14 protein-coding genes are annotated in these 19,771 nt (G+C 61.7%); 12 read left to right on the forward strand and 2 right to left on the reverse strand.

The window, feature by feature from the left end; genetic code table 11:
* Positions 1-58 precede the first annotated feature (58 nt).
* The 6 genes from ABIB99_RS03830 to ABIB99_RS03855 all read left to right on the forward strand — a co-directional run bounded on the left by ABIB99_RS03830 (position 59) and on the right by ABIB99_RS03855 (position 6,609).
* Positions 59-1,033, forward strand: coding sequence for a glycosyltransferase family 2 protein (locus ABIB99_RS03830; RefSeq protein ID WP_208087795.1), 975 nt, complete (start codon positions 59-61; stop codon positions 1,031-1,033).
* Positions 1,030-1,494, forward strand: coding sequence for a GtrA family protein (locus ABIB99_RS03835; RefSeq protein WP_038957506.1), 465 nt, complete (start codon positions 1,030-1,032; stop codon positions 1,492-1,494). The genes ABIB99_RS03830 and ABIB99_RS03835 overlap by 4 nt, the downstream gene beginning before the upstream one ends.
* Entirely contained in the window at positions 1,491-2,225 is a 735-nt protein-coding gene (locus tag ABIB99_RS03840; RefSeq protein WP_049812946.1) for a class I SAM-dependent methyltransferase, read from the forward strand. Before ABIB99_RS03835 ends, ABIB99_RS03840 begins: the two co-directional genes overlap by 4 nt.
* Positions 2,226-2,289: 64 nt before the next feature.
* Positions 2,290-3,252: a Gfo/Idh/MocA family protein gene (locus tag ABIB99_RS03845; RefSeq protein WP_157789145.1), complete on the forward strand. Its 963-nt coding sequence runs from the start codon at positions 2,290-2,292 to the stop codon at positions 3,250-3,252.
* 152 nt (positions 3,253-3,404) lie between these two features.
* Positions 3,405-5,258 carry a hypothetical protein gene (locus tag ABIB99_RS03850; protein ID WP_247309726.1) on the forward strand — a complete coding sequence of 618 codons (1,854 nt, stop codon included), beginning with the start codon at positions 3,405-3,407 and terminating at the stop codon, positions 5,256-5,258.
* Positions 5,259-5,283: 25 nt separating this feature from the next.
* Positions 5,284-6,609, forward strand: coding sequence for a hypothetical protein (locus ABIB99_RS03855; protein ID WP_247309728.1), 1,326 nt, complete (start codon positions 5,284-5,286; stop codon positions 6,607-6,609).
* Positions 6,610-6,678: 69 nt separating this feature from the next.
* On the opposite strand, the gene ABIB99_RS03860 is transcribed toward ABIB99_RS03855, so the two are convergent.
* Positions 6,679-7,836, reverse strand: a complete 1,158-nt coding sequence (locus tag ABIB99_RS03860; protein WP_247457254.1) for a hypothetical protein — start codon at positions 7,834-7,836, stop codon at positions 6,679-6,681.
* A gap of 766 nt (positions 7,837-8,602) precedes the next feature.
* Here ABIB99_RS03860 and ABIB99_RS03865 point away from each other — a divergent pair.
* From ABIB99_RS03865 to ABIB99_RS03880, 4 genes are read left to right on the forward strand one after another with little or no spacing between them, the layout of a single operon-like run.
* Positions 8,603-10,237, forward strand: coding sequence for a glycosyltransferase (locus ABIB99_RS03865; RefSeq protein ID WP_354174916.1), 1,635 nt, complete (start codon positions 8,603-8,605; stop codon positions 10,235-10,237).
* Between the two features lie 31 nt (positions 10,238-10,268).
* Positions 10,269-12,311: an asparagine synthase (glutamine-hydrolyzing) gene (asnB, locus tag ABIB99_RS03870; protein ID WP_225005302.1), complete on the forward strand. Its 2,043-nt coding sequence runs from the start codon at positions 10,269-10,271 to the stop codon at positions 12,309-12,311.
* Positions 12,298-14,322, forward strand: coding sequence for an alginate lyase family protein (locus tag ABIB99_RS03875; RefSeq protein ID WP_208070433.1), 2,025 nt, complete (start codon positions 12,298-12,300; stop codon positions 14,320-14,322). Before asnB ends, ABIB99_RS03875 begins: the two co-directional genes overlap by 14 nt.
* The gene (locus tag ABIB99_RS03880) at positions 14,310-15,530 is read left to right on the forward strand and encodes an oligosaccharide flippase family protein (RefSeq protein ID WP_157789149.1); all 1,221 of its coding nucleotides are present in this window, start codon (positions 14,310-14,312) and stop codon (positions 15,528-15,530) included. The genes ABIB99_RS03875 and ABIB99_RS03880 overlap by 13 nt, the downstream gene beginning before the upstream one ends.
* A 107-nt stretch (positions 15,531-15,637) precedes the next feature.
* Here the strand turns inward: ABIB99_RS03880 and ABIB99_RS03885 are convergent, their stop codons facing one another.
* The gene (locus tag ABIB99_RS03885; RefSeq protein WP_208070449.1) at positions 15,638-16,447 is read right to left on the reverse strand and encodes a class I SAM-dependent methyltransferase; all 810 of its coding nucleotides are present in this window, start codon (positions 16,445-16,447) and stop codon (positions 15,638-15,640) included.
* A gap of 287 nt (positions 16,448-16,734) precedes the next feature.
* On the opposite strand from ABIB99_RS03885, the gene ABIB99_RS03890 reads away from it, so the two are divergent.
* Complete coding sequence (locus ABIB99_RS03890) at positions 16,735-18,327, forward strand: heparinase II/III family protein (protein ID WP_162136821.1); 1,593 nt, start codon at positions 16,735-16,737, stop codon at positions 18,325-18,327.
* A 1-nt stretch (position 18,328) separates the two neighbouring features.
* Complete coding sequence (locus ABIB99_RS03895; protein WP_354174917.1) at positions 18,329-19,603, forward strand: glycosyltransferase family 4 protein; 1,275 nt, start codon at positions 18,329-18,331, stop codon at positions 19,601-19,603.
* Positions 19,604-19,771: the final 168 nt, after the last annotated feature.

The following is a 19,771-nucleotide window of genomic DNA, read 5'->3' on the forward strand; positions in this document are numbered from 1 at the left end:
GATGGCTGAGACGACGTCAGGGGTGAATGCCGAATCCGCAAATGGGGGACCTGACTCCTTGAGCAGGCCCCTCATTTCGATCATCGTTCCCGTGTTCAATGAAGAAGACAACGTCGATCGGACATATTCGGAGTTGAAGCGGGTTACGGCGGAGCTGAAGGACTATCAGTTCGAAATTCTGTTCACCGACAATCACTCCACCGACTCCACCTTCGGGAAGCTCTCCAGCATTGCCGCCCACGATCCGAGCGTGCGGATCGCCCGCTTTGCAAGGAATTTCGGTTTTCAGCAGTCCGTTCTGACCGGCTATCGGCTGGCGCGCGGAGCGGCCGCGATCCAGATCGACGCGGATCTTCAGGACCCGCCGTCGATGTTCGGTCCCTTTCTGCAAAAATGGCGCGAAGGCTTTGACGTCGTGGTCGGGGTACGCAGGAGCCGGAAAGAGACTTTGCTCCTGCGGCGCGCGAGGCGGGCCTATTACCGCTTCATGCGGCGGATTGGCGGGCCTCATCTCATTCCGGATGGTGGCGATTTCCGCCTGATTGACCGGTCCGTGATCGAGCGGCTCCGTCCGATTCACGAGCCGCATATGTATCTGCGCGGTCTCATTTCCTCGCTCGCCAGGCGCCAGACCGGCATTCCCTTCGATCGCGCTGCGCGGTTGCACAACGAGAGCAAGTTTCGATTTGGAAGCCTGGTGCGTCTGGCCATGGACGGCATCATCGCGCACTCGAGCCTGCCTCTGCGGGTATCGTTCTATATGGGCTTGGTGATCGCGCTGGCCGCTGTCCTGCTCGCGACTTTCTATCTCGTCGTCAGGTTGTTCTCTCACCAGATCGTTCCGCCGGGATTCACGACCACGCAGATCCTCATCCTGTTCGGGATTGGGTTGAACAGCCTTTTCCTCGGCGTGCTGGGTATCTATGTCGGGCGAATTTACGATCAGGTCCGGTTGCGGCCGCCGACGATCATTTCCGACCTGATCAATTTCGACGAGCAGATCGACAGCGTCGAACGGAATTTGCTCCGATGAACGGCACCGGCACCACGTCCGGCTTATTCGCACTGATGACGTCATCCTCCATGCGCCTGATCATGCGCTTTGGCGTGTCCGGCGTGACGACCACGCTCGCGTATTTCGTGCTTACGAACGCGTTCGTGCTTTCGCGCATGATGACGCCGGTCCTCTCGTCGGTGTGCGCGTACGTCATCTCGGTCGCCATCTCGTACCTGATGCAGAGCTGCTTCACCTTCCGGGTCGATGGCCATTCCTTCGACCAGGTTGCTCGCTTCGTGGTTATGTCCCTGGCCGGGCTTTTGGTTTCCTGGTGCGTGATGGCGCTTAGCGTCGACCTGCTGCATTGGCCCTATCTGACCGGTGCAATTGGCGTTTGCATGATCATACCCGTGCTGAATTTCTTCCTGCTGCGCGGCTGGGTGTTTGCCGTCCGCGGCAGGCGCGAGCAGACTGTTGCAACGGGAGAGTCGGAATGACCGAACAGAAGACCTCTCAGGTGACGCAGGCACAGGTCGCGACGGATTTTGACAACGTCGCCGGCGACTACGAGGACAAGATCAATTCGGCGCTTGCCTTTGCCGGGCGTGAGCACTCGTTCTACATCGACATCAAGCGCGAGCACATCTTGCGGCTCGGCAGAGAGCATTTTCCTGATCTGACAGAGCTGGATGTTCTGGACCTCGGCTGCGGGCTCGGCGCGTATCATCCCGGCCTCGAAGGAAAGTTCCGCGAACTGCACGGCATCGACGTATCGGCGCAGAGCGTCGAGCTTGCAGCGGCGCGGCATCCTTTCGTGCACTATTCGACGTTTGACGGAGCCCGACTGCCTTATCGCGACGGGCAATTCTCCATCGTGTTCACCGTATGCGTCATGCATCATGTGCCGCCGCCGCAATGGACGGGGTTCGTCGCGGAGATATTTCGCGTGACAAAGGCCGGCGGGCTGGTGCTCGTATTCGAGCACAATCCCTATAACCCGGCGACACAGTACATTGTGAAGACCTGCGACATCGACAAGGACGCGGTGTTGTTGCGGCCCGGGAAGCTGCGGCGAATGTTTGCGGACGCCGGCTTTGCCAAGGTCGAAACGAAAACGATCATTTCGGTGCCGCCCGCCGGCCAATTCCTCAGCCGCCTCGACTCGTTTTTGGGGCATCTTCCGTTCGGCGCCCAATACTACCTCAGCGGCGTGAAACCGCCGGCCTGAAGCGGGAGGGACGCATCTGACCACGATTGCTCTGCAACTGGCTGACTTCTGGCGCGCGGCGGCCTTGCCCATTCCGCTTGTGGTCGTTGGCGGCGGTCGCTGGGGCCGGACCTGGCTTTCGGTCGTCGTCGCCGCGCGCGGTTCTGCGGAAGGTGTCGTTCTGGCTGCCCGCAGCCAGCCCGATGAAGTGCGGACATGGGCCGCCGCGCGCTCCGAGCTCGCAGGCCTGACGGTGGTGGCGACGGTTGCCGAGGCCATGCTTGCCGATCGGCAACCGCAAGCGGCGATCATATCGAGCCGGCCACGCGATCACATACGCGACGGGATTGACGCGCTCGAACATGGTCTGCACGTTCTTGTCGAAAAGCCGGTCGGCGTCGATCCGGAAAGCGGACGGGCGCTGGTGGCAGCAGCTCAGCACAGGAAGCGTATTCTCGCGGTGGGCACGGAATTCGCCTACCTTCCGGCCTTTCATCAATTGTCTGAGGAATTCGCCGGCGCCGACGGCGCAGATATGACGCTGATATGGGAAGACGTCGAAAACGAAGTGCGACATGGCGCGACGAAGGCCCGGCACGAGGAGACGGGGTTGCTGTACGACTTGATGCCTCATGCCCTTTCGATCTTCCGGGTCTTTGCCCCGAAGGCCGGCCTTCGGATTGGCGCAGCGCAGGAAAGTCCGGATGGCTGTCGGGGACATATCGAATTCCGCGACGACCAGGGAGGGCGCCACGAATTTCGCTGTGACACCAGAGCGACAGCGCGTCGACGGCTGCTGGAGATCCGGACCAAATCCGGTCACGCGTCGGTCGACTTTAGCGGCGCCCATGGGCTGATGACGATCAACGGCCAGCCGCACGCGCTTGATCCGCGTATGTCGGTGATGGCCAGCACTTTGCGACTGGAGCTTGGAGCGTTCCTGTCTCAGGTGACGGGGGCGACGGACGCAGCGTTACCGGGGTGGGACGTCTCGGGCTTGCTTGCGGTGCAGGAGGACCTGAAACGGGCGCTCGCGGCCGGCAGCTGACCGGTTCTTCGCCCCACGGCTTGCGATTTATGGATGCGAATGTGCTAAGTTCGGTGAAAGGGCCCATGCACGAGGCAATCACTGCAGAAGGGGCGAACTGAGCGATCGTCCGCATTCGCCTCCGACGTTCTTGCCTTCAATTGGAAGTCGACGTGACAAAGAACCGTCCATTGCCTTGCGCTTTGTCGCGAGCTGACTTGTTGGCAGCCGGCCTGGTCGCGACCTTCGTCGGACTCCTGGGGCTTTGGCCGCACCTGCAATTCGCCAGCGAGATTGGCGAGTTTCGGTACTTTCACGGTGCCTATGATGAGGACACCTACGTTCTGAGCTGGTTGCTGGGAACGTTGAGGTCGACGCGCGCGCTGTCCGGCTTTGCGCTCAGCGCCATTTATCGCATCTGCGGATCCTCGCTGGACGCGACGCTGGCTGCATCGGATTTTGTGTTTCCGTTCCTGGCGAGCTGCGCCGCCTATTTCGCCGTCAGTCAGGTCGTGTCGAGCCGCTCCGCGAGGGTGCCGGCGGCACTGCTGCTCGTTTTTGCGAATGACATGTTTTCGCTGGGCAATCTGATTCTCTGGACGTCGGGCCAGTTCAATATCTCGCGGTTTTCCCAGATCGTGGGGTTGGTGCACCCCAGGCTTGTCCCGTCCTATGAGACGAGCTTTCTCGCAATCCTCAGGACGCCGGAGCCGCAGGTCAGCTTTGTGCTCATGTTCCTGAGCCTCGGGCTTCTCGCGCGTTTCGCCGTCGTCACCGGACTCCGAGAACGGGCAGCTCTTGTGGCCGCGGTCATAACCTTGTCGCTGCTTCCGATCGGGTACACGTTCGTGACGCTGCCGGTGGCGACTATCGCCGCCGGATTCCTGCTAGTGCAGGGATATTTCAGGCAGATCTCGGCCATCCCGATTGCAGCCGGTTTGCTCGGAGCGGCACTGGTGTCGCTCAGTGCGGTCTATTGGGATCACAATGGCGGTCAGACAACGTCGGGCATGCTCGCCGGCCTTACCTACCCGACGCGTTTGCCGATCATAACGCCTGCGGTTATAGGCAGCCTCGTCTTCAGCGCCGCCTTTGGCTTCTGGATGATCTTGCGAGGATGCAGGGAGCCGCTGGCTTTTCTGACCTTGGGTTGTCTGGCCATCCCCCTGGTGTTGAGCAATCAGCAGATCGTAACCGGCGTGATGTTCAGCGCTCGGGATTGGGAGCGCACGGTCAGCTATCCGGTACTCCTGTTCGGCGTTGTCGCTGCCCTTTCCGTCATCGCGCCGTCTTACACCAGGCGGCTGTCGCTTCCTGCACCGGTGCTGTGGATATGTTCGGCTCTCATTGTTCTCGTCGTCGTGCGGGCGGAGCGGACCGCGTTCTCGACCTGGCGGGCCTACAACATGGAGTCCATCGCCATCGTCCGGGCGTTGCAGGCTGTCGACACCGATACGGCGAGCCGGGCGAGCCTGGTATTGGATGACGCGGGTATTGCGCCGATGCTGCAGGTCAGAACGAACAATCGCTACGATGTCGTTCTGACTTTCTACCGGGTTGCCATGAACTTCATTCCGAACATGGAGCCGGAGGCCAGGAGCGCCGATCCCAGCCACTACGAGAATGAGCTGTTCGAGCACTGGTTCCGGACGGACGTGAATCCCGAGACGGCAGAGCAGTTGCTGAGCGCAGAGATCCAGCAGCGGGCCGGACCAAATCTCAGCTACCTGTTCAGCTTTCGCGATGCATGGTATCCGGCGAGCGACAATCGTAGGGTGCGTCAGGCAGAGCTCGCGCAAAGTGTCGGTCCGATCATCGAACGCTATCGGGGGTATCTCTCGTCACCTGCACGATGCAAGGTCTTCGAACGTCCTGCACTGCGGGTACGAACGCGACCACCGCGCGAGATCGTGCCCGGGCCGAGAATCGATAATCAGTATATTGCGGAAGGCAGCGCCGGAGGCGCGATCGCCTACGTCTATCGTCAAAGCAGCCGCGAGCCGCAGTGCGGCGCCAGTCATCAATAGTGTATCTTGAAAGGGGGCTGAACCGTTGCGCGAGCTCATTGCACGACTGGACCGCCGGCCGATCCCGGTCACGCTGCTCCTGGCGGCTCTGATGCTGTTTTTCGTTCCGGCCTTCCTTCTTTCCCTGAACAAGGCTGGCAAGCTCGAGCATTCCTGGTCCTCTGCCGCCATATGGGTGAAAAGCGCCGATTGTGCGCGAACAACGAAGGCCATCCTGGCCATCTGTCAGGGGGAACGTCTCTTGCCTATCGCGGACCTCTCGGCGGGGGATGATCCGGGACCGCCTCTGGTTCTGGATCTCTATGCTGCCCTCAGCGGTACGGTCGTAACCGAAAACGACGTCTCGAGAGTGAATACGATCCTGAACTATGTCGGACTTGTAAGTCTGGCGGGTCTGCTTTTTCGTCTGCGGTTGCCGTTTCTGTCGTTTCTCGTCCTGACCGTCGGGGCCGTGATCGCCAACAAGCATCATTCGCTTGGGCCACATCCAGGCCACCTGGGTGTCGCCTGTCTGGTGGCATTGCTGCCGTTGGCGATTCTCGGAATTCCATCCACCGGCCCATCGCGCACCAGCTGGTGGCTATGGATGTTCGCCGGTCTGCTTGGTCTGGCTGTCGGAATGGTTTTCCGCGAGGCGATCGGGCTTATGGGGGTTGTGGCCGCTCTTCTCGCCCTTGGCGTCAGTTATTTTTGTTCGCTCATGAAGATGCGGCATGTGGGGCTGGCCCATCTCGTCGTTGTCGTCACAACCGTTCTGACGATCTTGACGCCGTACTCCATCCTTCGCGCTCGCGATGCCGTCTTCGATATCGCGCCGTCCACCCGGATGGAGCAGCACGGGGCGTGGCACAATCTGTATATCGGTCTGGGTGTCGTCGAGAACCCGTTCGGAATCGTGTGGAACGATGACGACGGTGTCCGGGCCGTCAAGGAGGTCAGCCCCGGCACGCTGTATCTGTCGGCTGAATATTATTCGATACTGAAGCGGAAGTATTTCGAGATTGTCCTTCACCATCCGATCGAAGTGATCACGATCTATCTGAAGAAGGTGATGAAGGCGCTCACCACCTACAATATGATCTACCTTCTCATCGTCGTTTCTGGCGTTTTCGCCTGGGCGCGGCTTTCACTTGTGCGCTACTCTGCAGGCTGGTCTTCCTACGATGCGGTATTCAGCGTGAGTGCCGTGTTTGTTGCCACTTTTCTCGGGCAGGCGGCTCTTTTTCATTACACCGAACTATATCTTTTTCCGGTGAAGATTTTTCTTGTCTTGCTGTTTGGCGTCATGGTTGAGATTCTTCTCACCCTGGCAAGAGCCGGCAGGTTCGAGCCGGCCAGCCGGCGGGCCTAGACTGCTACGAAGGTTCGTCCCGCTTCAACGATTTCGCCATGGCGAATCGAGCTTGGGCGCGACCGGGCCTCAAGGTTCGGCAGGACCGCCGAACAGCGTTCGCGGGGTCAAGTACCAGAGCAGGAACAGAAGCCAGAGGCCGTGGGTCAGTATCAGCGTCGAGAATGGGACGTTTGTGATGACCTGTGGCACGATGGCCGCGGATATGAGGATGAAGCGTTCCGACAGGCCTGCCGATAGCCGGTTGCCGAAACCAATGACCAGCCCGCAGGCGAATGTCACCAGGGGAGCTGCCCAAAGGCCGACGGATGCGATGCCCTCCGTGGCGAACAAGGAAGCATTGAGGAAACCCAGCGGGTAGGTGCTGTTCATCTCGACGGAGATTTGCTGTTTCAGTGCACAGCTAACGAAGGGCTTCAGGAGCCAGATCTGACAAAAATGGGTCAGGTCGTGCTGGGCGAAGTACTCGTTGTAGACATCCATTGCTACCGACGGAACGCTCAGCATTCTGGCATTGACGATGCCGAAATAGCGCCTCATCGGCTCGCCGATTGTGATGATGAGAAGCACGCCGGCGAGAACCGGCAGAAACAGGGACAGGATCGTTGCGATCCGTCCGAGGAATATCGAAAGCAGCGTCATGCAAAGCAGCCAAGCCGGCGTGAACAGCGCGATCTTGGTGAACGTGCTCGGATAAAATGAGATCGCGATGGCGAGCATCGCCGCTGCCATCCAGTATCGATGCCGCAGGGCGAAGCACGCATAGGCGAACGGGATCAGTACGGTCATGGTCGATGCGATGGCGTAGTTCAGCGCAGTCGGAAACTGCAGCTCGGCGCGATATTGGTAGATGTCGTTGATCGCGACGACGCGGAAGCCGTATGTGGCCGCTGCTATCGACGTTGCGAGACAGAACGCGACGATGACGTAGAGGATGCGTTCGAAGCTTCGCTCCGAGATCTCGAAAGGGCGGCCGATCCGGGGGGTGATGAGAAGGGCAGGCAGCAGGAAGGTCAGGCAAGACAAGCCCGCGGAGATACCTGCGGCGACATGGTCGTACTGAAGCTTCGAGAACGAGTTCAGCCAGAGAAAGCCGGCCACCATGGTGAACAGGTAGAATCCGCAGAGATAACCGAAGCTGAAGCGGGTAAAAACGAAGAGCGGAGCAATGAGGCAGAAGATCGCTGTCGCCGCTATCGCGTTTGTAAGTCCCGCCGGGTCGTACATCACATATTCCGATCGATAGAACGGAAATGATATGCGAAGTGAGGCGGCGCAGATTACGATATGAAGACAGATCAGAAGCCCGAGCAGTAGCGGACGCTTTTGGTCTCGATCGAACAGGCCGGCAAGCCCGCGATGCACTGAATTGACGGACTCGGCCATTACTCCCGATCTCACTTCAACAACCCCAGAGCAACGTATCCTGACAGCTAGGGAAGTTCAACGCGTGCGGCGGTTGAGGTGGTTTGCTGAAGACCTCGTCAACAGCCGCGCAAAGTTACCGGGCTCCGTCGGGATCACGGTCAGGATCTGCCGAACAGCACGGCCTGGTGCACTGGCATCGACGTGCGTCACGATATCCAGGCAATGGCGGGGCAGCTCAATTGCCTGGCGTCCGGCTGTTCGCACGATGGCTTGATGTGTCGTTTCGCCAGTACCAGCGATGGCGCGAGACAGTGCGTCTCGGCGACCAAGGGGGACGGTAAGCACGTGGACCGTATTCGCGGGGCTTTAGCGGGGGGGCGGGGTCTTCGGAGTCCCGGTAAAATGACGGGAACTGAATGGCTTGGGCCTGCGGCGCGCGAACCTTGCGGGAGGCTCCTGGGCGCTGGTCTTGACGCTCTATTGCTAGTATAGCCTGACCCAGATGTCCAACCCGTCCGCGAAACTAATGAGTCCTGACCTTTCCACAAGACCCAAGCTGATCGTCATGAGCTTCCATCCCGTGACGAGATCGTTTGCCGATCGAATCACGGAGGTCTGCGGACCGGTGGACAGCTACTATGACGCGGCGAACCTGCGCAAATTGTCGCCCGTCGCGGCGCTTCGGCAGTTGCGCAGTCTCCGTGCCGATAAGCTGGTCATCGCGCTGGAAAGCGAGGTTTCCACGGCGCTGATTGCACCGCTCTCGATCGCGGCTGCATTGACCCGGGTCGGCTCACTTGCGGTTGTCTGGCCCGATTTGCGGGTCGAGGCTCTCGGGCGGCTTGGCGGGCTGCAGAACTTGCTGCAGCTCGGCGTCGATACCCTATCATCCCGCCGTGCTCTTGTCCGCCGTTTGCGCGAGGGAGAGGCGATGAGACGGTTGCCGATGCCCCGTCGGGTCCCACCCAGCGGCGGCGCGCGCATTCTCTATCTCGATGCCAACATCTCGCTTGGCGCGGCCGTCGGCGGCTCGGTCGGTCACACGGCGGGCGTCATCGGGGGATTTCTCGACAACGCCTTCGAGGTGGACTACGCAAGTCTCAAGTCGCTGCCCACGGATCGCGCAGGCGCGCGCTGGCTGAAGTTGCAGCCCGATGGGCTGCTTGCGATGCCGGCAGAGCTGAATTTCTATCCGTATGCGGAGGCGATCGAGAAAAGAATCGTTCCGCTGCACAGCTCCAATCCATGGTCGTTCATCTATCAACGATTTTCTCTGCACGATTTTACCGGGCCTCATCTGGGGCGCCGCTTGAACGTGCCGGTCGTCGTCGAATTCAACGGATCCGAGGCCTGGGCGTCCGCGAATTGGGGAACGCGGCTCCGCCTGCACGGGGCCGCAGAGAAAGCAGAAGCAGTCGCGCTGGAGGCTGCGGATTTGATCGTCACCGTTTCGGACGAGTTGGGGGATGAGCTGAAGCGGAGAGGAATTCCCGATAGCCGGATTCTCGTCTATCCCAACTGTGTCGATCCGGCCGCTTTTGATTCCACGAGATTCTCGACGGACGATCTCGCCGATCTGAAGCGGCAGCATGGCATCCCGAAAGATGCGCTGGTCGCCGGGTTCATCGGAACATTCGGGCAGTGGCATGGCATCGAGTTTCTCGCCGAATGCATCAGTGACCTCGCGCGCAACGACGCCGCCTGGCTCGAGCGGAGCAAGTTGCATTTCATGCTGGTGGGCGACGGTCTGAAGATGCCCGAGGTGCGTCGGCTGGTCGGACCACCCGAGATCACGCGCTTTGTCACGCTGACGGGCCTGGTGGCGCAATCGGAAGCCCCCAGATATCTGGCCTGCGCGGACCTGCTGCTCTCGCCTCACGTGCCGAACGCGGACGGCTCCGGATTTTTTGGATCGCCGACCAAATTGTTCGAGTATATGGCGATGGAGAAGCCGATCGTCGCATCGGCGCTCGGCCAGATCGAGGATGTCATCGCCGGACGCGGTGCCACGCGGCTGGGGGCGTTGCCGCCGGGGGCGGGAGCACCTTGCGGATTCCTTTACGAGCCGGGCAATGCGCAGGCCTTCAAGGACACATTGCGGCGGGTCGTGGACGACATGCCGGCGGCCGCCGGAGTGGCGAAGGCGGCCCGCGCCGAGGTCCTAAATCGCTATACCTGGAAGCGGCATGTCGATGCTATTCTCGCCGCGATGGCCCGTAACGGGTTGCTCGTGCGCCGGCCGGATCGCGACGCGGCATGATCTCGTCTCCGAACCAAGGGGATTGTTCTGAATGTGCGGAATAGTGGGTTTGCTATCTTACGGCGACGCCGGCAGGGTCGATCGTAGCGTCCTGGATCGCATGCGCGACGCCATGGCGCATCGCGGGCCGGACGGCGGAGACGGCTGGGTCTCGGACGACCGCAAAATCGGGCTCGGCCACCGCCGTCTCTCGATCGTCGACCTCAACGTCGCCGCGACGCAGCCGATGCGCAACGAGGACGGCACCGTCATCATCACCTTCAACGGTGAAATCTACAATCACGCCAAGCTCAGGCCTGAGCTCGTCGCCCGTGGGCACAAGTTCCGTACCGATCACAGCGACACAGAAGTGCTGGTGCACGGCTACGAGGAGTGGGGCCTCGACGGCCTGCTCGAGCGGATCGAGGGCGACTACGCCTTCGGGATCTGGGACGAGCGCAAGGGGCTGCTGTCGCTCGCGCGAGACCGCATCGGCGTCAAACCGCTCTATTTCGCCCGGATTAAGGGATGCTTCGCCTTCGCATCGGAGATGAAGGCGCTGGTTGAGCATCCCGACTTCGTGCGCGAGATCGACCCATACGCGATGTACCACTACCTTTCGTTCCTGACGACACCGGCGCCGCTGACGATGATGCGCGGCATCTACAAGCTGCCGGCCGGATGCAGCATGACGATCGATCGTTCCGGCAAGGCGACGATCTCGCGATACTGGGACGCGATGCCCGGACGCGGCATCGACCCGGGCGAGACCGCCAATCTTTCGGAGGCGGCGCTCGAGGAGTTCTACGTCAGCGGCATTCGCGACCGGCTCCGCGCCAGCGTGGAGAAGCGGATGATGTCGGACGTGCCGATGGGCGTGTTCCTGTCGGGCGGCGTCGATTCATCGACCAACGTGGCGTTGATGAGCGAATTCTCCAGCCGCCCCGTGGAGACCTTCACGATCGGATTCAGCGACTACAAGCATCTGAACGAATACGAGCAGGCCAATCAGATCGCACGTCAGTTCGGCACCAATCATCATGAGATTGGGATCAGCAAGAAGGACATGATCAACTACCTGCCGCAGATGCTGCACTCGCAGGACGAGCCGATCGCCGACTGGGTGTGCATCCCGCTCTATTTCGTCTCCAAGCTCGCGCACGACAACGGCATGAAGGTGGTCCAGGTCGGCGAAGGCTCGGACGAGCAGTTCTGCGGCTATTCGGGCTACATGACGTACCTGAAGATGTATCACAAATACTGGGCGCCGTTCCGCAAGTATCTGCCGCAGCCGGCACAGCGCCTTGCGGCGGGCACTGCCAATCTGCTTTCGGGGATTCATCCGAAGCTACCGGTCTATGCTGACGTCATCGATCGCGCGGCCCGAAGCCGCGAGCATTTCTGGTCCGGCGCGATGGTGTTCCCCGATCTGATGAAGAGCCAGCTCGTTGACTCCGCCGCCATCGCGGCCGCCAACGACGATCACGCGGACGCGGCGGGGTTGCTCGATCCCGAATATCTGAAGCTCGACAGCTTCAATATCGTCCGCAGCTTCATGGATCCCCTGGATGCCAAGTTCCCCAACCTTGATCCGCTGACGCGCATGATCCACAGCGAGTTCAGGCTGCGCTTGCCCGAGCTACTGCTGATGCGGGTCGACAAGATCGGTATGTCGGAGTCGCTGGAAGCTCGCGTCCCCTTCCTCGACCACAAGCTCGTCGAGTTCTCGATGGACATTCCCGAGGAATGGAAGACCAAGGGCGGCGAGCCGAAATATCTTCTGAAGAAGGCCGTCGAGGGCCTGATCCCCGACAACATCATCTATCGCAAGAAGATGGGCTTCGGCGCGCCGATGAGTGACTGGATGCGCAGCGATTTCGGCCGTGCGGTCCGGACGTCGGTGTTCTCTTCGGGGTTGATGCGGCGCGGCTTCCTGAATGCCTCCTATATCGAGAAGCTGTTCGACTGGCACTTCACCGGGCGGACCGATACCAGCCTGTATCTCTGGGCGATCTACAATCTGACCGCCTGGTATGATTTGTGGATCGATCGCAAGGCGGTCGATACGTCGCAGTTGTCCGATGCGGTTGCTTGACGCGGCGCGCCGCGCCAGGAGGATTCTCGGCAAATCTCCGACCTACGTTGCCAGCCGCGCCTGGCAGGAGGGGGAGCGCGAGCTCGACCGCTGGCTTGCGCCGATGCGGGAGCGAAGCCTCTCGCGCGGGCGGCTGCTTGCGATGGCGCGGGCCTCCTCCATCGATGAATTATGGACACGGCTGCGCCAGCGCCCGTATCCGGCCTGGACATCGGCGATGGATTCCGCGGCGCTCGACCGCGTCGAGCCGGGCGAGAGCGCGCGGATTCGCGACGCCGCACGCCTTGCTTGCGCACGAACAGTCGACCTGCTCGGGACCGGGCCGGTCGCGCTCGGCAGGCCGATCGACTGGGCCCGCGATTACCGGGTGGGGATGGGGTGGCCGGGAGGCTTCGCGCGATCGATCGACTACGTGAACCGCGATCGTCCCAGCGACGTCAAGGTGCCCTGGGAGATTTCACGACTGCAATGGCTGATTCCGGCGGGACAGGCCTACCTGCTGGATGCCGACGAGCAATATGCCGTCGCCGCCCGCGATATCCTGCAGGAGTGGATGGATGGCAATCCGCTCGGCTACACCGTGAACTGGTCCTGCACGATGGAAGCCGCGATGCGGCTCTTCATCTGGACCTGGCTGTTTCATGTATTCGCGAACAGCCCCTCGTGGCGCGACGAGGACTTTCGCGCGAAGTTTCTGGCCTGCCTTTACCTCCACGGCGACTTCACGCTGAGGCACATCGAGAAAGCCGATGTCAACGGCAACCACTACACCGCGGATCTTGCCGGCCTGGTGATGGCCGGCCACTTTTTCGGCGACGTGGGGAATGCCGGTCGCTGGCAAGATGCCGGCTGGCGAGGGCTGCAAGAGGAAATCGAAAAGCAGGTCTTCGCCGACGGGGTCGATTTCGAGGCGTCGGTGCCCTATCACCGGCTGGTCTGCGAACTCTTCGTGTGGCCGGCACTGTTCCGCAAGGCCTGCGGCGCCAGCCTGACGGACAGTTACGTCCAGCGGCTGCGCGCGATGGCGCGATTTGCCGCGGCCTATTCGCGCCCCGACGGCACCAGCCCGCTGTGGGGGGATGCCGACGACGCAAGAGCGTTGCCATTCGGTGGGCAGAAGCTCGGCGACCATCGCTATCTGGTCAGTCTGATTGCACTCGCATTCGGCGATAGCGATCTGGCGGCGCAAGCGGAGGGGCCTCGCTCCGAACTCGTCTGGGTGGTCGGACCCGACTTGGCCGCATCATTCGCGCCAGCCGTTCGCTCGCCGGCGTCGTCGATGGCATTCCCGCACGGCGGCGCGTATGTCATGCGCGCCGGGGATCATCACGTATTCATTGATTGCGGCCCGGTCGGCCTCGCCGGCCGCGGCGGCCACGGACACAACGACGCGCTGTCGTTTGAAGCCTGGCTCGCTGGCGCGCCGGTCGTCATCGACCGCGGCTCGTTCGTCTATACGGCCTCGTTCGAGAAGCGAAACGAGTTTCGTTCGACCTCGTCCCACAACACGCCCGGGATCGATGGCGCGGAGATGAACCGCTTCGACCCCGGCAATCTCTGGAACCTCCAGGACGATGCGCAGGCCGAATGCACGACTTGGCGGACCGGCGACGAGCAGGACCTGTTTGCCGGTAGGCATCAGGGCTACCGGCGCCTCGGCGTCGACGTTGCGCGGGAAATCAGCCTGGACAGGCGATCGGGCCGTGTCGAGATCGTCGATACCATCGACGGCGAAGGCGAACACGAGATCGCCGTACCTTTGCATCTGGCGCCTTCCGTCCGCGTCGACCGCAGCGGCGCCGCGGTCCGCCTTGCTTCAGCGGGACGTCTGTTCTCCCTTTCGGCATCTGGTGGCGGTTGGGAGCTGACCATCGAGCCCACGTTGATCTCGCCGAGCTACGGCGTTGTCGAGCCATCGCATCGGCTGGTGTGGCGCAGGCAGGGAGCCTTGCCGGCGAGGCTGGCGGTAACGATCATGCCGGACGGGAACGATACCTCGTGCCCTCCTTGATCCACACCTATGCTGAGATGCTGTTGGCGCGGGGCCTCGCTATCCTCGGCTCGTTCGGCGTGGCGATCCTGACGGCGCGCATGCTCGGTCCCGCCGAGCGCGGGCACTATTACTACATCGTGACGCTCGCTGCGATTGCCCTGCAGATCGCCTCCCTCGGCATTCAGTCGAGCAACACGTACTTGATTGCGCGGACGCCGGCGCTGCTCGCTCAGATCATGGCCAACTCGTTGTGGCTTGCGATCCTGGCCGGGGTTGCGGCGGCGGCGGGCGTCCTTGCAGTCGATCTGGCGATCGGCGGTTCCGAACAAAACGTCATGTTCGTCGCCATCGTGACGGCGCTGACACCGTCGCTGCTCCTGTTCCTTTACCTGTCCAACATCGCGGTCGCTCTTAATCGCCCCAGGACCTTCAACGGTCTGATCATCCTCAACGGCGTCGTTGCCATCGGTGCGGCGCTGCTCGCATGCTGGCTTGCTCCACGGCTTGGGGGCTTCCTGGTTGCTGCGGTCATCGCCTCGCTCGTCGCCTGCGTCGCCGCCTGGGCCGTCCTGGCGAAGGGCGTCGACATTCCGCGGCGCTTCGACTTCGGCCTGTTCCGGGACGGTATCGCATTTGCGCTGCGGGCTCATATCGCGACTCTGCTCGGCTTCGTCATGGGCCGCATGAGCGTCATGGTGCTCAGGCAATTCGGCGAGTTTGCGGATATCGGTTACTGGTCGATTGCGGCACAGATCGCCGACGCGTTGCTGATCCTGCCCTCGACGATCGGCCTTCTGCTGTTTCCCGCGCTCGTGCGTGCGAAAGGTGCGGCGCGAATGCAGCAGTACAAGGTCGCGTTGCTACAGATCACCTTGCTGATGGCGCTGGTCTGCACAGCCAGCGCCGTGCTGGCGAGCCCGATCGTCACAATCATATTCGGGAAAGCGTACGAGCCGGCCGTGGCCATCATCCTCGCGCTGCTTCCCGGTGTATTCTTCATCGGCGTCGCCTCCGCAGCCTCCCAGTTCCTGTCGGCGAGCGGATTTCCCTGGTCGCAGGTCATGGCCTGGCTCTGCGGGGCGACCCTGCAGGCCGCTCTCTCGGTTGCGCTGTTTGGACAGTTCGGTGCCGTTGGTCTGGCGTGGATTCAGAGTGCGAGTGCCGGATTTGTCTGTGTCTGGCTGCTTCTCAACAGCGTCAGGTCCGGCCTTTCCGCCGATCTCTGACGCAACGAATTGGAGCGAGGCACCTCGCCGCCGTCCCATCTTCCGGATGGCCCGCGGAACCGGCGCTCCAACTCCAACGAAGGCCACGAGCAAGATATTCCGGCAACCTATTCTGAGGGGCGGATCGCTTCGATCATGAGGTAGAGGCCGAGCTGGCGCGCCACAGCAAGCAGGAGCGCACGCGGCCAAAGGCGCCGGGCGATCGACAGAAGACGTCCGCGATGACGCTGGCCCGTTGCGCCGGAAAGTAAGTCACCCGGGCTCAGTTCGACTTCCATCTTGACCATCTGCAAGCCGCTGGCCTCGACGATCGCGGCCGCCTCCTTCGTCGAGTAGGCCTTGGTGCCGGGGCTTTCGAGGTGGTTCGCATAGATCGAGGCAAGGCTGGACGACAATCGTCCATAGCGAAGCCAGAGCATGAGACCGACGATCGACCACTTGTGGTAGATCATGATCCGCGCAGTGCCCCGGGGCTTCAGCACACGGGCAACCTCCTTGAACGCCTGCGTTGTATCGGCACTGTGGTGCAGAACGCCCCAGCTGTAGACGATATCGAACGTCGCATCCGGAAAAGGAAGCCGTTCCCCGTCGGCCACTCGGAGCTCGGACTCAAGGTGGGCGAGGGCGAGGCGTTCGCGCGTCAGGTCGACGGCGCGCGGGGTCAAGTCAATGCCGCAAAGGCGGGCGGGTCCGCTGCGCGCCCATCGTTCATGGTCAGCACCCATGCCAACGCCGATTTCGAGTACAGCCTGCTCGTGGCCCTCTTCGAAGCGGGCGAAGGGCTTGATGAAGGGCTCGAGCTCGTACCTCGTCTCGCGTTGGCTGGAGAAGCGATTTGAGGCGTCGATGCCGACGGCATAAGCGGCCTCGCCGCAGGCGGCCTCGTTCCAGAAATCGCGGACAACCCTGTTGTTCATGGGAGCACTCTCATCATGGCACAACTGTATCCCCCCCATGAGCCTGGCACAAGAATAGGCGCCGGCGATTGCCGATCTGCCGGAGTTCCGCAGCCTCTGCACCGGCAGGGCAAGGCTCCCTCGGCCTTCAAAATCTCCCGGCAAGCCAGCGCACCGTCTCGTGCAGGCCGAGCTATTGAACTCGGCACCGGAAATGGTATCAGCGCTTGGGCGAAACACAGCCGGAACATGGAATGTTTGGGAAACGATGGGGGGATCCCGCGCGCCTAATCCGAACGGTGCGCCACTTGCGTTCCGAACAGATCATCAATCGCGTCAAGCGCCGAATTCTTCCGCCCAGCATCGCGCATGGACCCGCACCTGGTTTGCGCACGCCGACGGCGAGATGGCGGAATGCTGCGGGCCGGCCGGCCACCATGGTGTCCCCCCGACGCTTCCGGATTCTTGGGCAGGTGGCGGAGCTGCCGGACGGTGCCGGCTGGAACAATCCGGCAATGCCGAAGCTGTGGCTGTACAACCTGCACTATTTCGACGATTTGCGCGCAGAGGCAAGCGAGGCCCGTGCGTCATGGCATCGCGACCTGATCGACGCCTGGATTGCCGAAAATCGTCCCATGACGGGAAACGGCTGGGAACCGTATACGATATCGCTGCGCATCGTGAACTGGGTCGCATGGGCGTTGGCGGGCAACGATCTGGGCTCCGCCGTGCGCGACAGCTTGGCAACGCAGACGCGCGCGCTGAACTCCTCGCTCGAGTATCATCTGCTGGGCAACCATCTGCTCGCGAACGCGAAAGCCCTTGTGTTCGCGGGTTGCTATTTCTCGGGGGGCGAAGCAGACCGATGGCGACGCACCGGCCTGGATCTGCTGCAACGGGAGTGGCGCGAACAGGTGCTGTCGGACGGCGGCCACTTTGAGCTCAGTCCGATGTATCACGCCATCCTGCTCGAGGATGTCCTGGATCTCATTCAGCTTTCGAGGATCTATCCGCACGAGCTTGCTGAAGCGGCGGCGCAATGGCCGGCTTTGGCCGAGCGTATGCTGGCCTGGCTGGGTGAAATGGTCCATCCGGACGGGGAAATCGCCTTCTTCAATGACGCGGCGTTAGGCATCGCGAGGACGTACAGGCAGCTTGCGGACTATGGGGCATCGCTGCACGTCTTGCGGAGCGAGGCGACCGGTCGGCTGGCTGACAGCGGGTACGTGCGGCTGCGCTCCGGTCCCTGGCTCGCGATCCTCGACACGGCCGAAGTCGGCCCCTCCTACCTGCCAGGGCATGCGCATGCAGACACGCTCTCGCTCGAAGTGTCGTTTGGCGATCGTCGGTTGATCACCAACTCCGGGACTTCGTCTTACGCCCACGATGCAATTCGAGATGAAGAGCGTTCGACCGGCGCCCACGCGACTGTCGAGATCGATGCAGAGAATTCAACCGAAGTGTGGGCCAGCTTTCGCGTCGGGCGGCGTGCGCATCCATTCGGCAGATCGGTATCCGTGACCGGCCACATCCAGTCGGCCTCCGCCAGTCACGATGGGTACCGCTGGCTCCCTGGCCGACCAGTCCACTGCCGCAGCGTCACGGTGTCGCCGACTTCGCTAGTTGTTCGGGACCGTGTTACGGGCGAGGGAAACCACACGATCATCGGTCGTTTTCCGCTGCACCCGCTGGTCGGTCATATTTGCCCGGACGGGCAAGGCTGGTCGATCGAGGTGCCAGGGGAGCCGCGGCTTCGTGTGTCAGCGAGGGGAGCGTCGCAATTCCTGCTGAACGACGGGTACTACGCGCCGAGTTTTGGGCACCGAATCTTGCGACCGGTCCTTGCCTGGAGCTATACCGGCGGGCTACCCATGGAAGTCGAAACCCGGTTCGAGCTCTGATTTGCGTATCCTCTTCGTCACCGATCACTATCCGCCTGAGGCGAGCGCGCCGTCTATCCGCTGCAGCACGCATGCGAAGCGTTGGATCGAGCGCGGCCATCAGGTCACCATGCTGACCAATTTTCCAAACCACCCGGATGGCAAGGTGTTCGGCGGCTATCGGCAATCGCTCTACAAACGTGAAATGTACGACAACGTAGACGTTTTACGCGTCCCGACGCTGGTGTTTCCCAATCGTGGCGCAATTTTGCGAATTCTCGACTACCTGAGCTTTGTGCTGACGGCGAGCCTTGCATCGCCTTTTGTTGCTCGACCGGACGTCGTTATTGCGACGTCGCCACACATATTTGCCGCTATCGCGGGATGGATTGCGAGCCGCGTTCACCGCAGGCCGTTCGTGTTCGAAGTGCGCGATCTCTGGCCAGACTCGATTGTCGCCGTTGGCGCCATGAAGGAAGGACGGGTGGTCAATCTTGTCCGGCGTGTGGAGCGCTTTCTCTACAGGCACTCGGATCTCATCGTTACGGTCACCCATACGACCCGCGACGTGCTGATGTCGCGGGGAATCGATGCCGACAAGATCGTCGTAGTCACCAATGGTGCAGACACATCCAAACTCGCCCCCGGATGCGCGCCATCGTCGTTGCGCGAGAGGTTTGGAGCCGAGAACAAGGTAGTCGTTTCATACATCGGCACTGTCGGCATGGCGCATGGGCTACAGCTTATCCTCGACGCGGCAGACGAGTGCCTGACCCGCGTTCCCGAGGCGCAATTTATCATCGTCGGGTCCGGTGCGGAGCGCGAGGAGTTGCAACAACAGGCCCAACGTCGGGGACTGCGGAATGTGCTGTTTGTCGGTCCCGTGTCGCACGATGAGACCATCGACTACTGGCATTTGAGCGACTTCACGCTGGTATTGCTGAAGAACACCCCATTGTTCAGGACAGTGTTGCCATCGAAGGTTTTTGAGGCCCTGGCGACCGGCACGCCAATCATCGCGAACGTACGGGGCGAGCTGGAGCGTCTACTCGAGCCGCTGGATGCAGCGAAGATCATCGAGCCCGACAGCGTGGAGGAGTTGGTGCGCGCCATCGCGGAGCTCGCACGAGATCCGGCACGCCGGCGTTTGCTTGCGGCAAACGCCGCTACCGGGAGCAAGCGCTACGAGCGCACAGCGCTGGCCGATAGCATGCTGGAAGCTTTGCAACGCTTGTGCCCTGGGAAACACGAATCGGACCGGTCGGATCGCGATCTCGCTCAGGACAAGACGGGCTAGCTGCGCAGGCTGCCGCAATGCTTCTCCAACTATTTGGAATTTAACGCTTTTTTTGGGCGGTCGATTCCGGGCGATTCGCCCGGTTCCGGCCCCCTTTGAGTTTGTATATTTCCGCGTGACTGGTTACACAGCGCCGCCGGGGCTCCCCGGGGTGAGCGTTGAGGCGGA

The organism is Bradyrhizobium sp. LA6.1, assembly GCF_040547805.1.
GTDB classification, from domain to species: domain Bacteria; phylum Pseudomonadota; class Alphaproteobacteria; order Rhizobiales; family Xanthobacteraceae; genus Bradyrhizobium; species Bradyrhizobium barranii.